Annotated in this window: 13 protein-coding genes; 7 read left to right on the top strand and 6 right to left on the bottom strand. The window is 68.8% G+C overall.

The genetic code is table 11. The features are described 5' to 3' along the window. The first annotated feature begins 54 nt into the window (after positions 1-54). Together CG719_RS35020 and CG719_RS35025 are read left to right on the top strand one after the other, a co-directional pair. Positions 55-1179: a recombinase family protein gene (locus CG719_RS35020; protein ID WP_100572738.1), complete on the top strand. Its 1125-nt coding sequence runs from the start codon at positions 55-57 to the stop codon at positions 1177-1179. 637 nt (positions 1180-1816) lie between these two features. Beyond that, a complete protein-coding gene (locus tag CG719_RS35025) occupies positions 1817-3913 on the top strand; it encodes a thioredoxin domain-containing protein (RefSeq protein WP_199836899.1) in 2097 nt (698 codons plus the stop codon). Between the two features lie 45 nt (positions 3914-3958). On the opposite strand, the gene CG719_RS35030 is transcribed toward CG719_RS35025, so the two are convergent. The 4 genes from CG719_RS35030 to trhA form a co-directional block, all read right to left on the bottom strand. Beyond that, positions 3959-4690: a Mut7-C RNAse domain-containing protein gene (locus CG719_RS35030; RefSeq protein ID WP_100572740.1), complete on the bottom strand. Its 732-nt coding sequence runs from the start codon at positions 4688-4690 to the stop codon at positions 3959-3961. A 34-nt stretch (positions 4691-4724) separates the two neighbouring features. Next, positions 4725-5354, bottom strand: coding sequence for a TetR/AcrR family transcriptional regulator (locus CG719_RS35035; RefSeq protein WP_442802771.1), 630 nt, complete (start codon positions 5352-5354; stop codon positions 4725-4727). A 23-nt stretch (positions 5355-5377) separates the two neighbouring features. Beyond that, on the bottom strand, positions 5378-6931 hold the full coding sequence (locus CG719_RS35040) for an MFS transporter (RefSeq protein WP_100572742.1): 1554 nt from the start codon (positions 6929-6931) through the stop codon (positions 5378-5380). A 146-nt stretch (positions 6932-7077) separates the two neighbouring features. Next, the gene (trhA, locus tag CG719_RS35045; RefSeq protein ID WP_100572743.1) at positions 7078-7791 is read right to left on the bottom strand and encodes a PAQR family membrane homeostasis protein TrhA; all 714 of its coding nucleotides are present in this window, start codon (positions 7789-7791) and stop codon (positions 7078-7080) included. Between the two features lie 289 nt (positions 7792-8080). Here trhA and CG719_RS35050 point away from each other — a divergent pair, with 289 nt between their 5' ends. The 3 genes from CG719_RS35050 to CG719_RS35060 all read left to right on the top strand — a co-directional run bounded on the left by CG719_RS35050 (position 8081) and on the right by CG719_RS35060 (position 12790). Then, a complete protein-coding gene (locus CG719_RS35050) occupies positions 8081-9928 on the top strand; it encodes a phosphoenolpyruvate carboxykinase (GTP) (RefSeq protein WP_100572744.1) in 1848 nt (615 codons plus the stop codon). A 238-nt stretch (positions 9929-10166) separates the two neighbouring features. Next, on the top strand, positions 10167-11093 hold the full coding sequence (gene rfbA / locus CG719_RS35055) for a glucose-1-phosphate thymidylyltransferase RfbA (RefSeq protein WP_100572745.1): 927 nt from the start codon (positions 10167-10169) through the stop codon (positions 11091-11093). Positions 11094-11857: 764 nt separating this feature from the next. After that, positions 11858-12790, top strand: coding sequence for a hypothetical protein (locus CG719_RS35060; protein WP_234375926.1), 933 nt, complete (start codon positions 11858-11860; stop codon positions 12788-12790). Positions 12791-13100: 310 nt separating this feature from the next. On the opposite strand, the gene CG719_RS35065 is transcribed toward CG719_RS35060, so the two are convergent. Then, on the bottom strand, positions 13101-13571 hold the full coding sequence (locus tag CG719_RS35065) for a tetratricopeptide repeat protein (protein ID WP_159025039.1): 471 nt from the start codon (positions 13569-13571) through the stop codon (positions 13101-13103). Positions 13572-13890: 319 nt separating this feature from the next. Between CG719_RS35065 and CG719_RS35070 the strand changes: the two genes are divergently transcribed. Beyond that, positions 13891-15009 (top strand): glycosyltransferase, encoded by a 1119-nt coding sequence (locus CG719_RS35070; RefSeq protein ID WP_199836901.1) that lies wholly within the window; start codon positions 13891-13893, stop codon positions 15007-15009. Between the two features lie 98 nt (positions 15010-15107). On the opposite strand, the gene CG719_RS35075 is transcribed toward CG719_RS35070, so the two are convergent. Continuing rightward, positions 15108-16382 (bottom strand): glycosyltransferase, encoded by a 1275-nt coding sequence (locus tag CG719_RS35075; RefSeq protein ID WP_100572748.1) that lies wholly within the window; start codon positions 16380-16382, stop codon positions 15108-15110. Between the two features lie 323 nt (positions 16383-16705). Here CG719_RS35075 and CG719_RS35080 point away from each other — a divergent pair, with 323 nt between their 5' ends. Continuing rightward, positions 16706-17497 carry a DUF6445 family protein gene (locus tag CG719_RS35080; protein ID WP_100572749.1) on the top strand — a complete coding sequence of 264 codons (792 nt, stop codon included), beginning with the start codon at positions 16706-16708 and terminating at the stop codon, positions 17495-17497. The last annotated feature ends 186 nt before the right edge of the window (positions 17498-17683 follow it).

Below are 17683 nucleotides of genomic sequence, written 5' to 3' on the forward strand. Positions count from 1 at the left end.
GCATAGCCTCAAACGAGATCACCGAGTGGCCGTCGATACACCACTCCAGCGGACGTGACCCGGAGGGGAACGGGCAGGCCCCCGTTCGGGCTCTACAGTGCGCCCGGAAGCGGCAAGGTCCAACCCCATTCCGACGAGTACGATACGGCTCGCAGGCTGGCGGACCTCTTGCTCGAAAAGAAGACGACGAAGGACACGGCTCACCAGCTCAATAGGGAGGGGTACCGGACCCGGAGCGGTGCCACCTGGTCGCCCACGGCCGTGAGCAAGCTGGCTCAGTCCCCGCTCTTCGCGGGTATGGTCCCGGTCCGGCGACGCAAGACGGACGAGCACGGTAATCCTTTGGACAGTTGGGAGGGGTATGGCGAGCCCCTGCGCAACGAGAAGGGTGAAGTCGTTATGTGCGGCCGAGGGGTTGTAACACCGGGCGAGTGGTTCAAGATCAAGGCCCTCATCGCCGAACGGACCGATGAACGGTGGGCGAAGGGGAAGCCGGAAGCGAAGTACCTCGGGACGGGGAGCTATCGCTGCGGGCGGATGCGGGACAAGAACGGCACTGGGGAGCTTGAACCGTGTGGTGGCTCGATGAGCCACCGTGGCGGACGCTACCGGTGCGAGGTCCGGCAGACCCGGGGCAAGTCGATCTGCGAGGGAGTGGTGACCCTCGCCGACCGCATCGACCACGCGGTTGGACAGGCTTGGATCCACCACATCACGGCCCTTGAGCCGGGTGACCCGGTGATCATCGAGATAGCCCGCCGGTGGCTCGCCTTCGCGGACCCCGAAACGCAGACGAAGAAGGAAGAGGCTCAGAAGGCCCTTGAGGCCGCCCAGCGACGTGTGAAGAAGCTCGAAGACGACTTCTACGTGTACGGGAAGATGGACGAAGAGCGCTTCGAGGAGCTGAGCGAAGGACAGCGCACCGTTATCGAGAGCACCGCTGCGGCCCTTGAGGCGTTGGACGCGGAGGCAGACCTCTCGCCCCTCACTCAGGTCGACAACCTGCGTGAGGCATGGGAAGCGGCTGACATGACGGACAAGCGGATGCTCCTGAAGTGCGTCCTTGGAAAGAAGGGGATCACGATCAAGCCCGCCGCACGACAGGGGGACCACACCCCGATCTTGGAACGGCTCGAGTTCGACTGGCTGTCGAAGAAGGACACAATCACCAAGAAGTGAGTCCGAAGTGTGCGGCCAGGTTCTGAGGCCCCTTGTCCTCTTCTCCGATAGGCAATCTACTCACCAGTCACTGAGTGAGGGCGTTTACATGCCCTGCATGATCGTGCTGAGGCAGTGCGGATGCCGCGTTTCCATGCGGTGACGAAGTGAGGATATAGAACTGAAGAAACCGCCTATGAGAGGTAATCCGGATGCCCCTCCACCGACTCCGTGTAAGACGAGATGGCCGCACTCGTCGGAACCCCGGACGAACTCATGGAGCACATTCCCCGCGCTATCGCCGAGACGTTCGCCGACTGGGATGCCGCCACGTGACGGCTCATGTCTCTGTGTGGCTTGGGCGCGATCGGCTCTTTCGTCCGTCCGTGGGTCTGGTCAAGCGTCGTGTCGGCCCAGTGGCCGCAAGCCCGGAGGTCAGGCTGGCGGTGAGGGCCACACCCTGGAACGCGTCGCCGATCCCGACCAGGTCTTCGAGTACCGGCCCATCGGCTGCCGCGCCCGCGAGAGGGCGCTGCCCGTGGATGCCCAGGTTGAGGGGCTCGTCCCGCGAGCACTGAGCCGATAACCCTCCGCCCCGTTTGTGTGCTGTCCCTGTGGCGCATGGGCGTGGCCGAGACGGTTGCGCAAGGATGGGGGTATGCCCAACCGACTCGCGCAGGCCACGTCCCCGTACCTCCTCCAGCACGCGGACAACCCCGTTGACTGGTGGCCATGGGGGGCCGACGCGTTTGAAGAAGCCCGGCGGCGCGATGTTCCCATGTTCTTGAGCGTCGGCTACAGCGCCTGCCATTGGTGTCACGTCATGGCGCACGAGTCGTTCGAGGACGACGACAACGCTGCGTACATGAACGAGCACTTCGTGTCCGTCAAGGTGGACCGTGAAGAGCGACCCGACGTCGACGCCGTCTATATGGAGGCCGTGCAGGCCGCCACAGGGCAGGGTGGCTGGCCCATGTCCGTGTTCATGACGCCCGAGGGGGAGCCCTTCTACTTCGGCACCTATTTCCCGCCCGAGGCTCGCCATGGCATGCCGTCCTTCCGGCAGGTGCTTGAAGGCGTGCACGGCGCCTGGACAAGCCGACGGGACGAGGTGGGAGAAGTCGCGGGGAAGATCACCCGGGACCTTGCCGGGCGGGAGTTGAGCACCGGGGATGTCAGGGCGCCCACCGAGGAGACCCAGGCCCTGGCCCTCCTCCAACTGACCCGGGATATCGATCCCGCGAGCTCCTGGTTCAAGGGAGACACCAAGTTCCCGCCGTCGATGGCGATCGAGTTCCTGTTGCGTCACCACGCACGGGCCGGGTCCGTGGCGGCGCTGGAAATGGCAGAAGGGCTGTGCGGCGCGATGGCTCGTTCGAGCCTGTACGACCAGGTGGGAGGCGGATTCCACCGGTACGTACTCACGCCGAGGGGTGGTGGACCTTTGGTTCCCCACTTCGAGAAGATGCTGTACGACAACGCCCTGCTGTGCCGGGTCTACGCCCACCTGTGGCGGGCCACCGGCTCCGACTTCGCCCGCAGGGTGGCCCTCGCGACCGCCGACTTCATGGTGCGCGAACTGCGCACCGCCGAAGGCGGGTTCGCCTCGGCCCTGGACGCCGACAGCGAAGAAGAGGTGCCGCGCGAAGCGCGTCCTCAGAAGGGCGGTGGTGGGAGACGGGAGGGCGGCACGGGCCGGCACGTCGAGGGCGCCTACTACGTGTGGACCCCCGAGCAGCTGAGGGAGGCACTCGGCGCCGAGGACGCCGAACTCGCCGCCCGCTGCTTCGGCGTGACCGAGGAGGGCACCTTCGAACAGGGCGCCTCCGTTCTGCAACTCCCCGTGCAGGAGGGCGTGTTCGATGCCGACCGGGTCGAGTCCGTGCGGCGCCGGCTGCTGGCGAAGCGGGCCGAGCGTCCGGCACCCGGCCGGGACGACAAGGTCGTCGCCGCCTGGAACGGGCTGGCGATCGCCGCCCTCGCCGAGACCGGGGCCTACTTCGACCGCCCGGACCTGGTCGAGGCCGCGGTCGGCGCCGCCGATCTGCTGGTCCGGCTGCACATGGACGAGCACGCCGCGCTGCGCCGTACCAGCAAGGACGGCCGGGCCGGAGCGAACGCCGGGGTGCTGGAGGACTACGCCGACGTCGCCGAGGGTTTCCTCGCCCTGGCCTCCGTCACCGGCGAGGGCGTCTGGCTGGAGTTCGCCGGGCTGCTCCTCGGACATGTGCTCACCCGGTTCGCCGACCCGGAGACGGGCGCCCTGTACGACACGGCCGCCGATGCCGAGCAGTTGATCCGCCGGCCCCAGGACCCCACCGACAACGCCACCCCCTCCGGCTGGTCGGCGGCCGCCGGCGCCCTGCTCGGCTACGCCGCCCACACGGGTTCCGAGACCCACCGCACCGCCGCCGAGCGGGCGTTGGGCGTGGTGGGCGCGCTCGGCCCGCGCGTTCCGCGCTTCACCGGCTGGGGTCTCGCCGTCGCCGAGGCCTTGCTGGACGGCCCGCGCGAGGTCGCGGTCGTCGGCCCGTCCCTCGACGACGCGGCGGCAAGGGCCCTGCACCGTACGGCACTTCTGGGCACCGCCCCCGGCGCGGTCGTCGCGTACGGCACTCCGGACAGCGAGGAGTTCCCGCTGCTCGCCGACCGCCCTCTCGTCCACGGCGAGCCGACCGCCTACGTCTGCCGCGACTTCACCTGCGACGCCCCCACGACCGACCCGGACCGCCTGCGCACCGCGCTCGGCGGCTGAGCAGGGCACCGCACGCTCACTCCGAAGGGGCGCCGGCCCCGGACGTCAGCTCCGGTCGGCGTACCCGGCCAGGGCGCGCTCCACGATGGCCTCCAACTGGTCGTGGTGGGCGCCCTTCCAATAGGCGCGGCCGCAGTCGAGGCAGCGGGCGAAGACGTCGTACGTGCGGTGCGTGCCGTGTTCGAGCTGGTCGGCGACCTCGTCCTTCGTGGCCTCCCGCACCAGTCCGTTGCAGGCGGTGCAGCGGGTCCAGGGGCGCAGCTCGGGGCGGAAGCGGTCGAGGACGTCCTGGAGCTGGTCCTCGGGGCGGGTGCTGTAGACGTAGGCGCCGGCCCACAGTTCACGGCGGCGCAGCAGGCCCCGGTCGCGGCTGAGCATGACCCGCTTCTCGGCGGCCGACCGGGCGGCGAGCGCCGGGTCGCCGATGTCGGTGGACTCGTAGGCGGTGTCGACGCCCAGCAGGCGCAGCCGGCGGGCGAGGGTGCCCAGGTGCACGTCGAGGAGGAAGCGCAGGGGAGCGCCGGGGACCTGCTGGGGGCGTGCGACGGCGCAGACCTGGACCGTCTCGTCCGCCCGCGGCACGTACGACACCGGCACCTCGCGGCCGTCCACCACCAGCGCGCCGACCTCGGTGAGCGGCACGCCCAGGGACTCCACGACGTGGCCGAGCGTCGAGACGCCGTCCGTGACGACCGCGGTGGCGTCGCGGCGCCGGTGGTGCGGGACGAACAGGTGCAGGCCGGGGTCGAACCCGACGTGGATCTCGGGACCGTTCACCCGGACAGGATGGCACGGGCGGTGGGCCGCGGGCTCACGGATTTACGGTGGGGAGTCCGTGTTCCAGGACGTCCATGGCTTGGTCCATGAGGTCGCTCAGCTCGCCCTCGCACCCGTTCTCGGCCCAGTACAGGGAGACTTCCATCAGCCCGCCCATGAGGGACATGGCGAAGACCCGCACCTCCAGGCTGTCCGGGTCCAGGCCGGTGCGGGCCGCGATGGCCTGGCGGATGAGCAGGCCGGCTTCCGACATGCTCTCCATCATCCGGGCGCGAACCGCGGGAACCTCGACGCCCAGCCGGGCGCGCAGCCGGGACACCTCGGGCTCGTCGCTCATTCCCAGCGCGAGGGCCCTGTGCATCACATGCCGGAGGGAGTCCATCCACGGCTCGTCGACGGGCCGGGCCCGCAACTCCGCCAGCATGATCTCGTCGTACTCGTCCGTGAGGACGATGTCCTCCTTGGTCGGGAAGTACCGGAAGACGGTCGACGGCGACACCTCGGCGCGGTCGGCGATCTGCTCGATCGTCGTGGCGTCGTACCCCTGCTCCTCGATCAGCGCGTACGTCGCCGTACGGATCGCCTGCCGGGTCTTGAGCTTCTTGCGTTCCCTCAGTCCCATCGGGGGGCGGTCGGCTGGGGTGCTGGTACGTGCGGCCGTCATGAAGGTCATTGTCCGGCATCGGGTCAGGACCGGGCCATGGCCGGGTCCTCCCCCGGCTCGGCCTCCACGGCGCCGCGGGCGCCGCCCGGCAGGAACGCGGCCGCCAGCAGCGCCGCCACCACCGAGGCGATGCCGCCCACCAGCAGCACCAGGCCCATGCCGTGCACGTACGCGCCGTTCGCGGAGGCCGCCAGGTGCGCCGAGCCCGTCCTCTCGGCGACGAGGTGTGCCGCGACCACGGACCGTTCGGCGGTGTGCGCGGTGCCGGCGGGCAGCCCGGTGACGTCCAGCCGTTGCCGGAAGGCGCTCGCCAGGAGGCTGCCGAGCAGGGCGATGCCGACCGCGCCGCCGACCTGGCGCAGCGTCATCAGCAGGCCGGAGCCGCTGCCCGCCCGGTCGGCGGGCAGGGCGGCCAGCGCCCCGTCCATGGCCGGGACGACGGAGAAGCCGAAGCCGAGACCGGCGATCGACAGCCACAGCGCGGTGAAGCCGTAGCCGGAGTCCACCGTCGTACGGCTGCCCAGCAGCGCGGCGAAGGCGAGCACCACCAGGCCCGCGGTGACCACGGCCCGCGGTCCGAACCGGGCGACGACCGGCTGCGCGCCCTTCGCGGCGACCAGCAGCCCGCCCATCATGGGCAGCAGGCGCACCCCGGTGCCGAGCGCGTCGTGGCCGAGCACGGCCTGGAGGTAGGGCGGCAGCACGAACATCAGGCCGCTCAGCACGAACATCACGAGGGTCGCGGCGATCGTGTTGAACAGGAAGCCTCGCCGGGCGAGCAGCGTCATGTCGAGCATGGGGCGGGCCTCGCGGCGTTCGCGCAGGACGAGCCCGGCCAGGAGGACGGCGGCCGCCGTGAACGCGGCGAGCACCAGCGGGTCGCCCCAGCCGCGGCCGGGCGCCTCGATGATCGCGTAGACGAGCACGCCGAGACCGGTTGCGGTGAGTGCCGCGGACAGCGCGCCGACCTTCGGCGAGGCCGGATCGCGGGTCTCGGGGAGCAACAGGAGGCAGGCCGCGACACCGAGGCCGGCCATGGGCACGTTGATGAGGAAGACCGAGCCCCACCAGAAGTGGTTCAGCAGCCAGCCGCCGATGATCGGGCCGAGCGGCAGGCCGAGCGCGGAGGCCGCCGAGATGACGCCGACCGCCTTGGCGCGCTCCTCGGGCCCGAACAGCGAGGGCAGCACGGACAGCGCGAGCGGCATGACGAGGGCCGCGCCGACACCCATGACCGCACGGGCGGCGATCACTCCGCCGACGTCGCCGGTCAGGGCGCCCACCACGGAACCGGCGAGGAAGACCGCGAGCCCGGCGATCAGCATCAGCCGTCGTCCGAACCGGTCGCCGAGGAGCCCGGCGGGGAGCATCAGCGCGGCGAAGACGACGACGTACGCGTCCGCCATCCACTGCTGCTGCCCGGTCGAGGCGCCGAGCTCCTTCGCCATGGTCGGCAGCGCCACGTTGAGGATTGTCATGTCGAAGCCGAGCACCAGCATGCTCGCGACCAGGGCCGAGAGGGCCCACCAGCGGCGGGGATCGCGTCGCACGTCTTCAGCTTGGGTGAGAGTAGCCATGAAATGACAGTAGCTCGCAAAATATAATGCCTGTCAATCGTGATTCACTGTCGAATGCGCTCCGGGGTTCCTCGGAGGGCTTTCGGGCGCACGGAAACGGCCACGGCTCGTACGAGCCGTGGCCGGGTGGGGGAGGGGGTGGCGGGTTACACGTGCTGGTACGCGACCAGCGAGATGCCCACGTAGTGCACCACGAAGGCGGCCAGCGTGAACGAGTGGAAGACCTCGTGGAAGCCGAACCAGCTTGGCGACGGGTTCGGCCGCTTGATGCCGTAGACCACGCCGCCCGCGCTGTAGAGGAGTCCGCCGACGACGACCAGGATCAGGACGGCGATGCCGCCGGTGCGCAGGAAGTCCGGCAGGAAGAACACGGCCGCCCAGCCCATCGCGATGTAGCAGGGGGTGTAGAGCCAGCGCGGGGCGCCGACCCAGAAGACGCGGAAGGCGATGCCGGCGGCCGCCGCGCCCCATATGCCCCACAGCAGCCACTGCCCCTTGGCGCCGGGCAGGAGGAGCAGGGTGAGCGGCGTGTACGTGCCCGCGATGATCAGGAAGATGTTGGCGTGATCGAGCCGGCGCAGCACGCCGCCCATGCGCGGCCCCCAGTTGCCCCGGTGGTACAGGGCGCTGACGCCGAAGAGCAGGCAGGCGGTGAGGGCGTAGATCCCGCAGGCGATCCGCCCGCGGGCGGAGCCGGCCAGCGCGGTGAGTGCGAGCCCCGCGACGAGTACGGCCGGGAACATGCCCAGATGCAGCCAGCCGCGCAGCTTCGGCTTGACCGGGTGCGGCAGGGTGGGCGCGACGGGACCGCGGCCGGCGGCCGGCGTGTCCAGGGGCGCGTCGGAGGCGGACGCAGTCATGCGCGCATCGTACCGACGGGACGGTAGGTCGCGTGTCGGACCCGGACCGTGAGCGCCGAAGACCGGCCCGAACGCAAAAAGACCTTCAGTCGAACCCAACGTGGACGCAAAGAATCGCGGGAATCGTGGCATTACTCACGTCGCTCACCTGTGACGCCCCCTGGACAGATGGGCGCTCTCGTCGGATGATCAAATGAGTGCGGTCGGCACCGGATGAGCGGCTACGAAGCGTCCGGGTCGCAGCCCCCACGGGGCGACAAGACAAAAAACCCCTCATTTAGGAGCGATCGTGGCGCGCGACATCGCGGCTCCCCCCGTCATCCCCACCCACCACAAGGAACTGATCTCGTGGGTCAATGAGATCGCCGAACTGACGCAGCCGGACAGCGTGGTCTGGTGTGACGGATCCGAGGCCGAGTACGAGCGCCTGTGCGGGGAGCTCGTCCAGAAGGGCACCTTCCGGAAACTCGACCCGATCAAGCGCCCCAACTCCTACTACGCGGCCTCGGACCCGTCCGACGTGGCCCGCGTGGAGGACCGGACGTTCATCTGTTCCGAGAAGGAGCAGGACGCCGGCCCGACCAACCACTGGAAGGCGCCCGCCGAGATGCGGGAGATCTTCCAGGGGGCCGACGGCAAGGGAGGAATATTCCGCGGCTCGATGAAGGGCCGGACGATGTACGTCGTCCCGTTCTGCATGGGCCCGCTGGGCTCGCCGCTGTCCGCGACCGGCGTCGAGATCACCGACTCCGCCTACGTCGCGGTGTCCATGCGCACCATGACCCGCATGGGACAGCCGGTGCTGGACGAGCTCGGCGACGACGGCTTCTTCGTCAAGGCCGTCCACACCCTGGGCGCCCCGCTGGAGCCGGGCCAGGCGGACGTCCCGTGGCCGTGCAACTCCACCAAGTACATCTCGCACTTCCCCGAGGCCCGCGAGATCTGGTCCTACGGCTCGGGCTACGGCGGCAACGCGCTGCTCGGCAAGAAGTGCTACGCCCTGCGCATCGCCTCCGTCATGGCGCGCGACGAGGGCTGGCTGGCCGAGCACATGCTGATCCTCAAGCTCACCCCGCCCACCGGTGAGGCCAAGTACGTAGCGGCCGCCTTCCCGAGCGCCTGCGGCAAGACCAACCTCGCCATGCTGGAGCCCACGATCTCCGGCTGGACCGTCGAGACCATCGGTGACGACATCGCGTGGATGCGGTTCGGCGAGGACGGCCGGCTGCACGCGATCAACCCCGAGGCCGGTTTCTTCGGGGTCGCGCCCGGCACCGGCGAGCACACAAACGCCAACGCCATGAAGACGCTGTGGGGCAACTCGGTCTTCACCAACGTCGCCCTGACCGACGACGGCGACGTGTGGTGGGAGGGCATGACGGAGGAGACCCCGGCGCACCTCACCGACTGGAAGGGCAACTCCTGGACCCCCGCGTCCGGGACGCCCGCCGCCCACCCCAACGCCCGCTTCACCACGCCCGCCGCGCAATGTCCGATCATCGCACCGGAGTGGGAGGACCCCAAGGGCGTGCCGATCTCGGCGATCCTGTTCGGCGGCCGCCGCGCCTCCGCGGTGCCGCTGGTGACGGAGTCGTTCGACTGGAACCACGGCGTCTTCCTCGGCGCCAACGTCGCCTCCGAGAAGACGGCCGCCGCCGAGGGCAAGGTCGGCGAGCTGCGCCGCGACCCGTTCGCCATGCTGCCGTTCTGCGGCTACAACATGGGCGACTACATGGGCCACTGGATCAAGGTCGGCAAGGCCGCCGAGCAGCGTGACGGCGACCAGTCCAAGCTGCCGAAGATCTACTACGTCAACTGGTTCCGCAAGAACGACGAGGGCAAGTTCGTCTGGCCCGGCTTCGGCGAGAACAGCCGCGTCCTGAAGTGGATCGTGGAGCGCCTGGACGGCACCGCCGAGGGCGTCGAGACCCCGATCGGCGTCCTGCCGACCAAGGCGGCCCTGGACACGGACGGCCTCGAACTGTCCGAGTCCGACCTGGAGTTCCTGCTCACGGTCGACAAGGACGTATGGCGTGAGGAGGCCGGGCTGGTCCCCGAGCACCTGAACACCTTCGGCGACCACACGCCCAAGGAGCTGTGGGACCAGTACCGCGCGCTCGTCGAGCGCCTGGGCTGACTCGGTCCCCTTCAAAGCTCCGCGGCCGGCTGACCGACCTGCCCTGACCTGCAACGTCGCCCCGGCCGGCCGCGGCGACGAACCCGAGAGGCCGGGTGCGCACAACGGCGTGCGCACCCGGCCTCTTCGGTGTGCGGGACGGTGAATGACTCCGGGTGCGCCTGTTGTTCCGGGCGACAAGTCACGCGAAGCCGTGTGGAAAAGCCGCATTTCGGGGCAACTCGCCTATGGTGATGCCATGCGCGGAATCCTGTTGGCCGGGGGAACCGGCTCGCGACTATGGCCATTGACCCGCTCGGTGTCGAAGCAACTGCTTCCCGTATTCGACAAACCGATGGTCTACTACCCGCTTTCCACACTCGTGATGGCCGGAATCCGGGAGATTCTGATCGTCACGACCCCCGAAGATCAGTATCACTTCCGCCGGTTGCTCGGGGACGGCGGGAAACTCGGCCTTCGGCTGGAATACGTGGCACAGGAACACCCGGAGGGTATTGCCCAGGCTTTCCTGCTGGGCGCCGACTTCATCGGGGAAGGCCCGGTCGCCCTCATTCTGGGCGACAACATCTTCCACGGCACCGGACTCGGAACACAGCTGGCCGGCCACGACGGACTGACGGGCGGAAAGGTTTTCGCCTATCAGGTGGCCAACCCCTCGGCCTACGGAGTGGTGGAGTTCGACGAACTGGGCCGCGCTCTGTCCATCGAGGAGAAACCGGCGCTGCCCAAGTCCCGGTACGCGGTGCCCGGACTCTACTTCTACGACAACCACGTCGTGGAACTCGCCCGCGCCCTGCGTCCCAGCGCCAGGGGCGAGTTGGAGATCACGGATCTCAACCGCCGCTACCTGGAGGCCGGCGCCCTGCACGTCACCCGGCTCGACCGGGGCACGGCGTGGCTCGACACCGGGACCTTCATCTCCATGGTCCAGGCCGCGGAGTTCGTCCGGGTCATCGAGGACCGGCAGGGCCTCAAGGTCGGCTGTCTGGAGGAGGCGGTCTGGCGGGCCGGCCTGATCGACGACGACGGGCTCCGCGAGCTGGCCCAGCCGCTGCTCAAGAGCGGATACGGCCACTACCTGCTGGGCCTCCTTGAGGACTTCCGGCCCGTCCTCGCGCCCCCGAGGGGCGACGGAGCGCATCGGACAGGTTCCATGGTGCCCTGACGCGACCTGTCGGTGGTGCGGTTCCGGACGCAACTCCACCGTCGTCCATCTGTGTTCCGAGGGATATGCGCCGCAGCTGCGGAATTGAGGCCGGACGGGTGATCCTCGCCGTGACACGGAATCAAGTTGTAATAATTCGGTCGCGGTGAGTCAACATTTTCCTTGTCCGTGGCCAGGTGCGACGTGACGGGCATGGAGAAAGCGCGTCCGCGCATGCGTATGCCCTTTGGTCCCTTCAAGATCCCGGGGAAGTTCTCTTGAACCGAAGAACAATTCGACGTTCGCGTCTTAAGTCCGCCGCACTGGTCTCGACGGGGGCGCTCGCTGTCGCGCTCAACGTTGTTCCGAACACGGCAGCCATCGCCGATGCGATCCAGAGGTCCAGCGTCAGCAACGTCAGGGCGATGCCCGATCCGGGCGGCGCTCTGAGCGAAGACAGCGGTCACCGCGGCGGAGGCCAGGGCCCTCGAGGTCACCAGGGCGCCAGGGGACCCCAGGGCCCGCAAGGCCCCCAGGGTCCGCAGGGCAAGCAGGGCCGCGAAGGCAAGCCTGGCAAGGAAGGCAAGCGAGGTCCGCAGGGCCCGCAGGGCAAGCAAGGCCCGCAGGGTCCGCAGGGTCCGCAGGGCCCGCAAGGCAAGAAGGGTCACCAGGGTCACCAGGGTCCGCAGGGCCCGCAGGGCAAGCAGGGTCCGCAGGGCCCACAGGGTAAGCAGGGTCCGCAGGGGAACCAGGGTCACCAGGGTGCGCAGGGCAACCAGGGTGAGATGGGCTTCCAGGGTCACCAGGGTGCGCAGGGCAACCAGGGTGAGCAGGGTCCGCAGGGTCACCAGGGTGCGCAGGGCAACCAGGGTGAGATGGGTTTCCAGGGTTTCCAGGGCAACCAGGGTTCGCAGGGTCACCAGGGTGCGCAGGGCAACCAGGGTGAGCAGGGTCCGCAGGGCCACCAGGGCAACCAGGGCAACCAGGGCCCGCAGGGGAACCAGGGTCACCAGGGTGCGCAGGGCAACCAGGGTGAGATGGGCTTCCAGGGGTTCCAGGGCAACCAGGGCCCGCAGGGCCACCAGGGCAACCAGGGTTTCCAGGGCAACCAGGGTCCGCAGGGCTTCCAGGGTCACCAGGGCAACCAGGGTTTCCAGGGTGAGCAGGGTCCGCAGGGCTTCCAGGGCTTCCAGGGTCACCAGGGCAACCAGGGCTTCCAGGGTGAGCAGGGTCCGCAGGGCTTCCAGGGCAACCAGGGTCCGCAGGGCAACCAGGGCTTCCAGGGCCACCAGGGCAACCAGGGCTTCCAGGGTGAGCAGGGTCCGCAGGGCTTCCAGGGCTTCCAGGGTCACCAGGGCAACCAGGGCTTCCAGGGTGAGCAGGGTCCGCAGGGCTTCCAGGGCAACCAGGGTCCGCAGGGCAACCAGGGCAACCAGGGTCACCAGGGCAACCAGGGCGCGCAGGGTAACCAGGGCAACCAGGGTTCCCAGGGCACGGTCGGCACCACCTACGTCGTGAGCCAGCTCGGCAGGCACTCGGTGACCGCGACCTGCCACACGGGTGACTTCGCCACCGGTGGCGGTGCCCTGGCCGCGAACGGCGACCTCATCGAGACCTTCCCCGTGGGCACCACCCCGCCCACCGGCTGGCAGGCCACCACCACCTCCGACAACCCGGAGGACATCACCGCCTACGTGGTCTGCGTCCACCCGACGTAACCACCCCGGGCGAACGGCTGTGCAGTACAGGCCGTCCGCTTCATCCGGAAGTGAATGACGGTGCCCCGAGGCCTCGGCCCCGGGGCACCGTCCGTGTTGCGCCCGCGGCTTTGGCACCGGCGGGAGACCCCGGCGCCGGAGCCGCGGCATCAAGGAGATCGGCGTCAGCGCCACTCGCCGGCCGTGCAGCGTCGAACGCACCCGGGCTCGCCGCCCCGGCCGCGGCGGCGCGAACGATCACCCGGCGCACATAGCAGGCGCCCGGCGGAACCTCTGGGGTCCGCCGGGCGCCTGTCGAGTGGCCGGGCAGTCACTGGTCCGCGGCGTCCCGGAACTCTTCCGGTACTTGGGAGAGGAGCTTGTGATCGACCGCGACCGCACGACGGAACGCGTCGCCCGCCTCGTCCTTGCGGCCCTTCTCCGCGAGGAGCCGGCCGAGTTGCAGATGGATCGATGTCGCCTTCGGATCGGTGGCAGCGGCACGCCTGAGGAGCTCGATGGCCCGGTCGGGGTCACTCGATCTCAGCAGGTACGCCTCGCTGTAGAGCGCGGACATGAAGTGCGGATCGATGTCGAGAGCCTTCTCGAAGTCTGCCCGGGCGTCCGCCATCCTGCCGTACTGCTGATCGATGAGCCCGAGGCCATACCAGGCCTTCTTGTTCCTGGGGTCCATTTCCAGAACGCGCCGGTAGTCCTGGGCGGCCCCCAGGGGATCCTGGTTGACCTGGCGTTGAAGGGCGGACCGCAGAAGCGCGTCCGACGACTTGGCGTTGCCGGCCACTGAACCGGCCCTGGATTCCGACGGCCCGGCCGAGGGGGAGTGAACCGCCCAGACGGTCACCCCGGTGGCAACCGTCGCGGCCGCGGCGAGTCCTGCCCACAATCTCGTACGTTTCACTGTGTCACTTTTCGTGGAGGGTGGCGGACGGATGGAGTTGGCCTGTCACAGCTGGTCGGCACCGACGTTACGAGGCGGCCCCGATGGTGCGGCCGTCCGGCAGGCGCCCGGACCGTTCAGACCACTCGAATGCACGAGCCGCCGTGATCGCGTCGGCCCAGCCTCTTTGCGTGCCTTCGAGCAGCTGGATTGGATGGCACCCGTGAAGTCAACGGTCTGTCTGAACATGATCGTCAAGGACGAGGCCCCGGTGATCCGGCGCTGTCTCGAATCCGTACGGCCCTTGATCGACACATGGGTCATCGTGGACACCGGCTCCACCGACGGCACGCAGGACATCATCCGCGACGTCTACAGCGATCTGCCCGGCGAACTGCATGAACGGCCCTGGAAGGGGTTCGACGGCAGCCGTACCGAGGCGATCGAACTCGCCCGCGCCGCCGCGGACTACCTGCTCTTCGTGGACGCCGACGACGTGATGGAGATGCCGCCCGGCTCTCGAATGCCGGAGCTGACGCTCGACGCCTACCGGATCGGCATCAACGGCGGGCAGTACAGGTACCGGCGCCGCGCGCTGGTCTCGACCCGGTTGCCGTGGCGCTACGTCGGCGTCCTGCACGAGTACCTCGACTGCGGATCGCGGTACACCCTCGGGAATCTGGAAGGCGCCACCATCGCCATCGTGGGCGGAGGGGGACGCAGCAGGGACAAGAGCCCGCGGGAGAAGTACCTGAGAGACGCGGAGATCCTCCAGCAGGGCCTGATCAAGGAGCCCGGTAACCAGCGTTATGTGTTCTACCTGGCCCAGAGCTGGCGCAGCGCCGGTGAGTTCGAGAAGGCGATCGAAGCCTATGACCGCCGGGCGGGCATGGGCGGCTGGGGCGAGGAGGTCTTCTGCTCCCGCCTGTTCGCGGCGCAGCTCGCCGAAGAGCTGCGGCGGCCGCCGGCCGAGGTGATGGACCGCTACCTCGGTGCGTACGAGAGCCGCCCCCAACGCGCCGAACCGCTCGGCGAACTCGCGCGCTGGTGCCGTCTCAACGGGCAGCGCTGGCCGCTCGCCCACCTCTTCGCGCGAAAGGCCGCACGCCTCTCGTATCCGGGCGACGACCACCTGTTCGTCGAGTCCGACTGGTACGAGTGGCGCGCGCTCGACGAACTCGCGGTATCCGCCTACTGGTCGGGAGAGTACGAGGAATCGGAGGAATGCTGTGAACGCCTGCTGGCAAGTGACAAGTTGCCCTCCGAGCAGCGTGAGCGTGTGAGGGAGAACCTCGAGTTCGCGCGACGCCACCCGCGCTCAGGGGAACTCGCCGGGGTCTGATGCGGCAGGAGTCAGGCCCCCAGGATGTCGAAGGCGCCCGGTGGAACCACATGGTCCACCGGGCGCCTGCTGTTCCGCGGGCATTTGTCGGACGCCGCCTAGACCAGCAGCAGTCCGCCGCACCGGGCGGCGCCCTCCTTCATCGCGATCAGGTTGGCGACCACGTAGGAGATGTTGTTCTTCGAGTGCCACTCGGTCGGGAAGTAGGTGACCAGCCGGGAGGACTGGAACCGGGCCTCGAGTTCGGGAACCATGGACCGGTACTGCTCGTCGGTGTAGTACCAGAACGAGTTCTCGTTGTAGTGGGCGACGTGCGACGGGTCCTGGTACGCGCCGCGGCCGTCGGAGCTGGGCGTCAGGGTGAGGAGCATGCCGCCGGGTGCCAGCAGCCGGTACAGCTCGTTGATCAGCGCCACCTTCGAGGGCACGTGCGGGAGGAAGTCCACCGCCCGCATCAGGCCGACGGAGCCGTCGGCCAGGTCGAGCTTCCCCGGCAGGGACGCGACGATGTCCACGTTCTTCCCCGGGGCCCGGCCCACGCCCACGTAGCCGGGCGGCCTGCGGTCGCCCGGTTGGAAGTCCAGCGCCTGCAACCCGCGCCGCCGGGTCCAGGCAAGGGCGTTGGCCTCGATGTACTTGTCGTACAAGGTGACCGTCTCGCTCTGGATGTGTGCGTTGATCTCAGGATCGCGCTGGGTGTTCGCCGAGTGCACCCGCTGGAGATACAGACAGCGGTTGATGTGGTGGAAGTCGCCGACGTGGAACAGCCGGCACATCAGGTCCTGGTCGTCCAGGACCGTACGGGCGGGGTCGTACCCGCCGGCCTTCTCGTAGCTCTCCCTGCGGAACGCCCGCACATGGTTGGGCGCGTACCAGATGTAGGCGACGTTGTGCGGGGTCGGCGCCAGGGAGATGGCCTGCAAGTACTTGCGGCCGTCGACCCTCACCTCCTCGTACTCCCAACCGAACCTCGCGTCGAAGCGATCGTTGTCCCGCTTGCCGTTCTCGGTGATCTGCGCGGTGTTGCTGTAGACGAAGACGGCCTCGGGGTGGGAGTCGAACGCCTTGCCGAGCTCTGCCAGACACGCCTTCGACAGCAGGTCGTCGTGGTCGAGCTCCACGAGGATCTCGCCCCGGGCCAGTTCACAGGCTCGGCGCTTCGTCGCTCCGACCCCCTTGACGTCGTCCGCGATCTCCACGCGGACCCGGTCGTCGGGGCGCTCGGGCCGCCACCGGGCACCGTTGTTGAGCAGGACGATCCACTCCCAGTCCGGACAGGTCTGCGCCTGCAGCGACGCGAGACACTCATCGAGGAAACGGGGCCGGTGGCTGGGGGTGAAGACGGAGAACCTGGGTGTCGCGGTCGACGTCATCTGCTCTTCCCTGCATGGCTCGATGTCGGAGCGGGGCGTACGGAGTGAGGAGGGGCGGACGGATGCGGCTGATCTCAACCGGCCGTATTTCCGCCGACGTTACGAGGCCGTATTGACAACGTCGTCATCTGGCAGGCATGCAGGGCGTGCAGACCACTCGAATGTACGCAGGAAGCGGGCAGGCCGCGGCCGGCAGGAAGGTCGACGCGATCCGACCGACGCTTGCGCCGATATGGGTAATTCTGCGGCGAAAAACGGCATTTGCCAGGAACTGCCCCGTAATCTTCGAGCGTCAGTCAGTGTACGGCGAAGGAAGTGTGACCATGCCATTCAACCCGGGGGAGCAGGTCTACTTCGGCGGTGAGGGCGCCGTCGTGCTGGAGGATCACGGTGACGGTGGTTACCTGATCTCCAGTGGCCAGGCGCAGCTACCGATCGTGGTCCCCGCCGACACCCTTGAGGACGCTCAGCGCAAGCCGGCCGCCAAGCGGCTGTTCACTCCCACCCCACCGCACCTGCTCTCCGTGGACGACTTCCTCGACGACCCGGACGAGGTGCGCAAGATCGCGCTCAGCGTCGGATACCACGCCGACTCGCAGTACTTCAAAGGTCTGCGCAGCGACCACCGGTTCCTCTGGCCCGGCCTGCGCGAGGAGTTCTCGCGGCTGCTCGGCACTCCGGTCACCGAGTGGCTCGGCCACAACGCCAACGGCGTCTTCCAGCAGACCGCGCACGACGACCCGCTGGTCTGGCACCACGACGCGCAGAGCTACGCCGCCGCGATCTACCTCAACCCGAACCCGCCGGCCGGTGCCGGCACCAGTTTCTGGCGCGACAGGATCCACGGCTGCCGGCGTGCGCCCACCCACCCGCTGGAGGCGGCGCGCCTCGGCAGCTCCGAGGCCGTCGAGGCCGCACGCTCGGTCGTCTACGACCCGTACAACCTCGAGCACGAGGACAACTGGGAGCTGATCGAGTCGATCTCCGGGCAGTACAACCGGTTGGTGATCTGGGACGCGAAACTCATGCACTCGGCCACGTCGTACGAGCACTTCGCGGGGGAGCACGGCACCCACCGCCTGGTGCAGCTCTTCTTCTTCGACATCGACGTCTGAGCTCGACGTCCGACCCGCTGTCACCCGGCGGCGGGGAAGACCGGCCGGGGTGTCATGGCGCCCGGTCTGCGTGTCGCTGCGTGTGCACGCGGACCGGGGCCGATCAGGAAGCCCTCGGCGGAGGGCTAGGGCCAATACCGGTGACTTTGGTGGTTTCTGGTCGTTGGGTGGGTTGTGCCAAGGCCG

The organism is Streptomyces sp. CB01373 (assembly GCF_002803075.1).
In the GTDB taxonomy this organism is placed as follows: Bacteria; Actinomycetota; Actinomycetes; order Streptomycetales; family Streptomycetaceae; genus Streptomyces.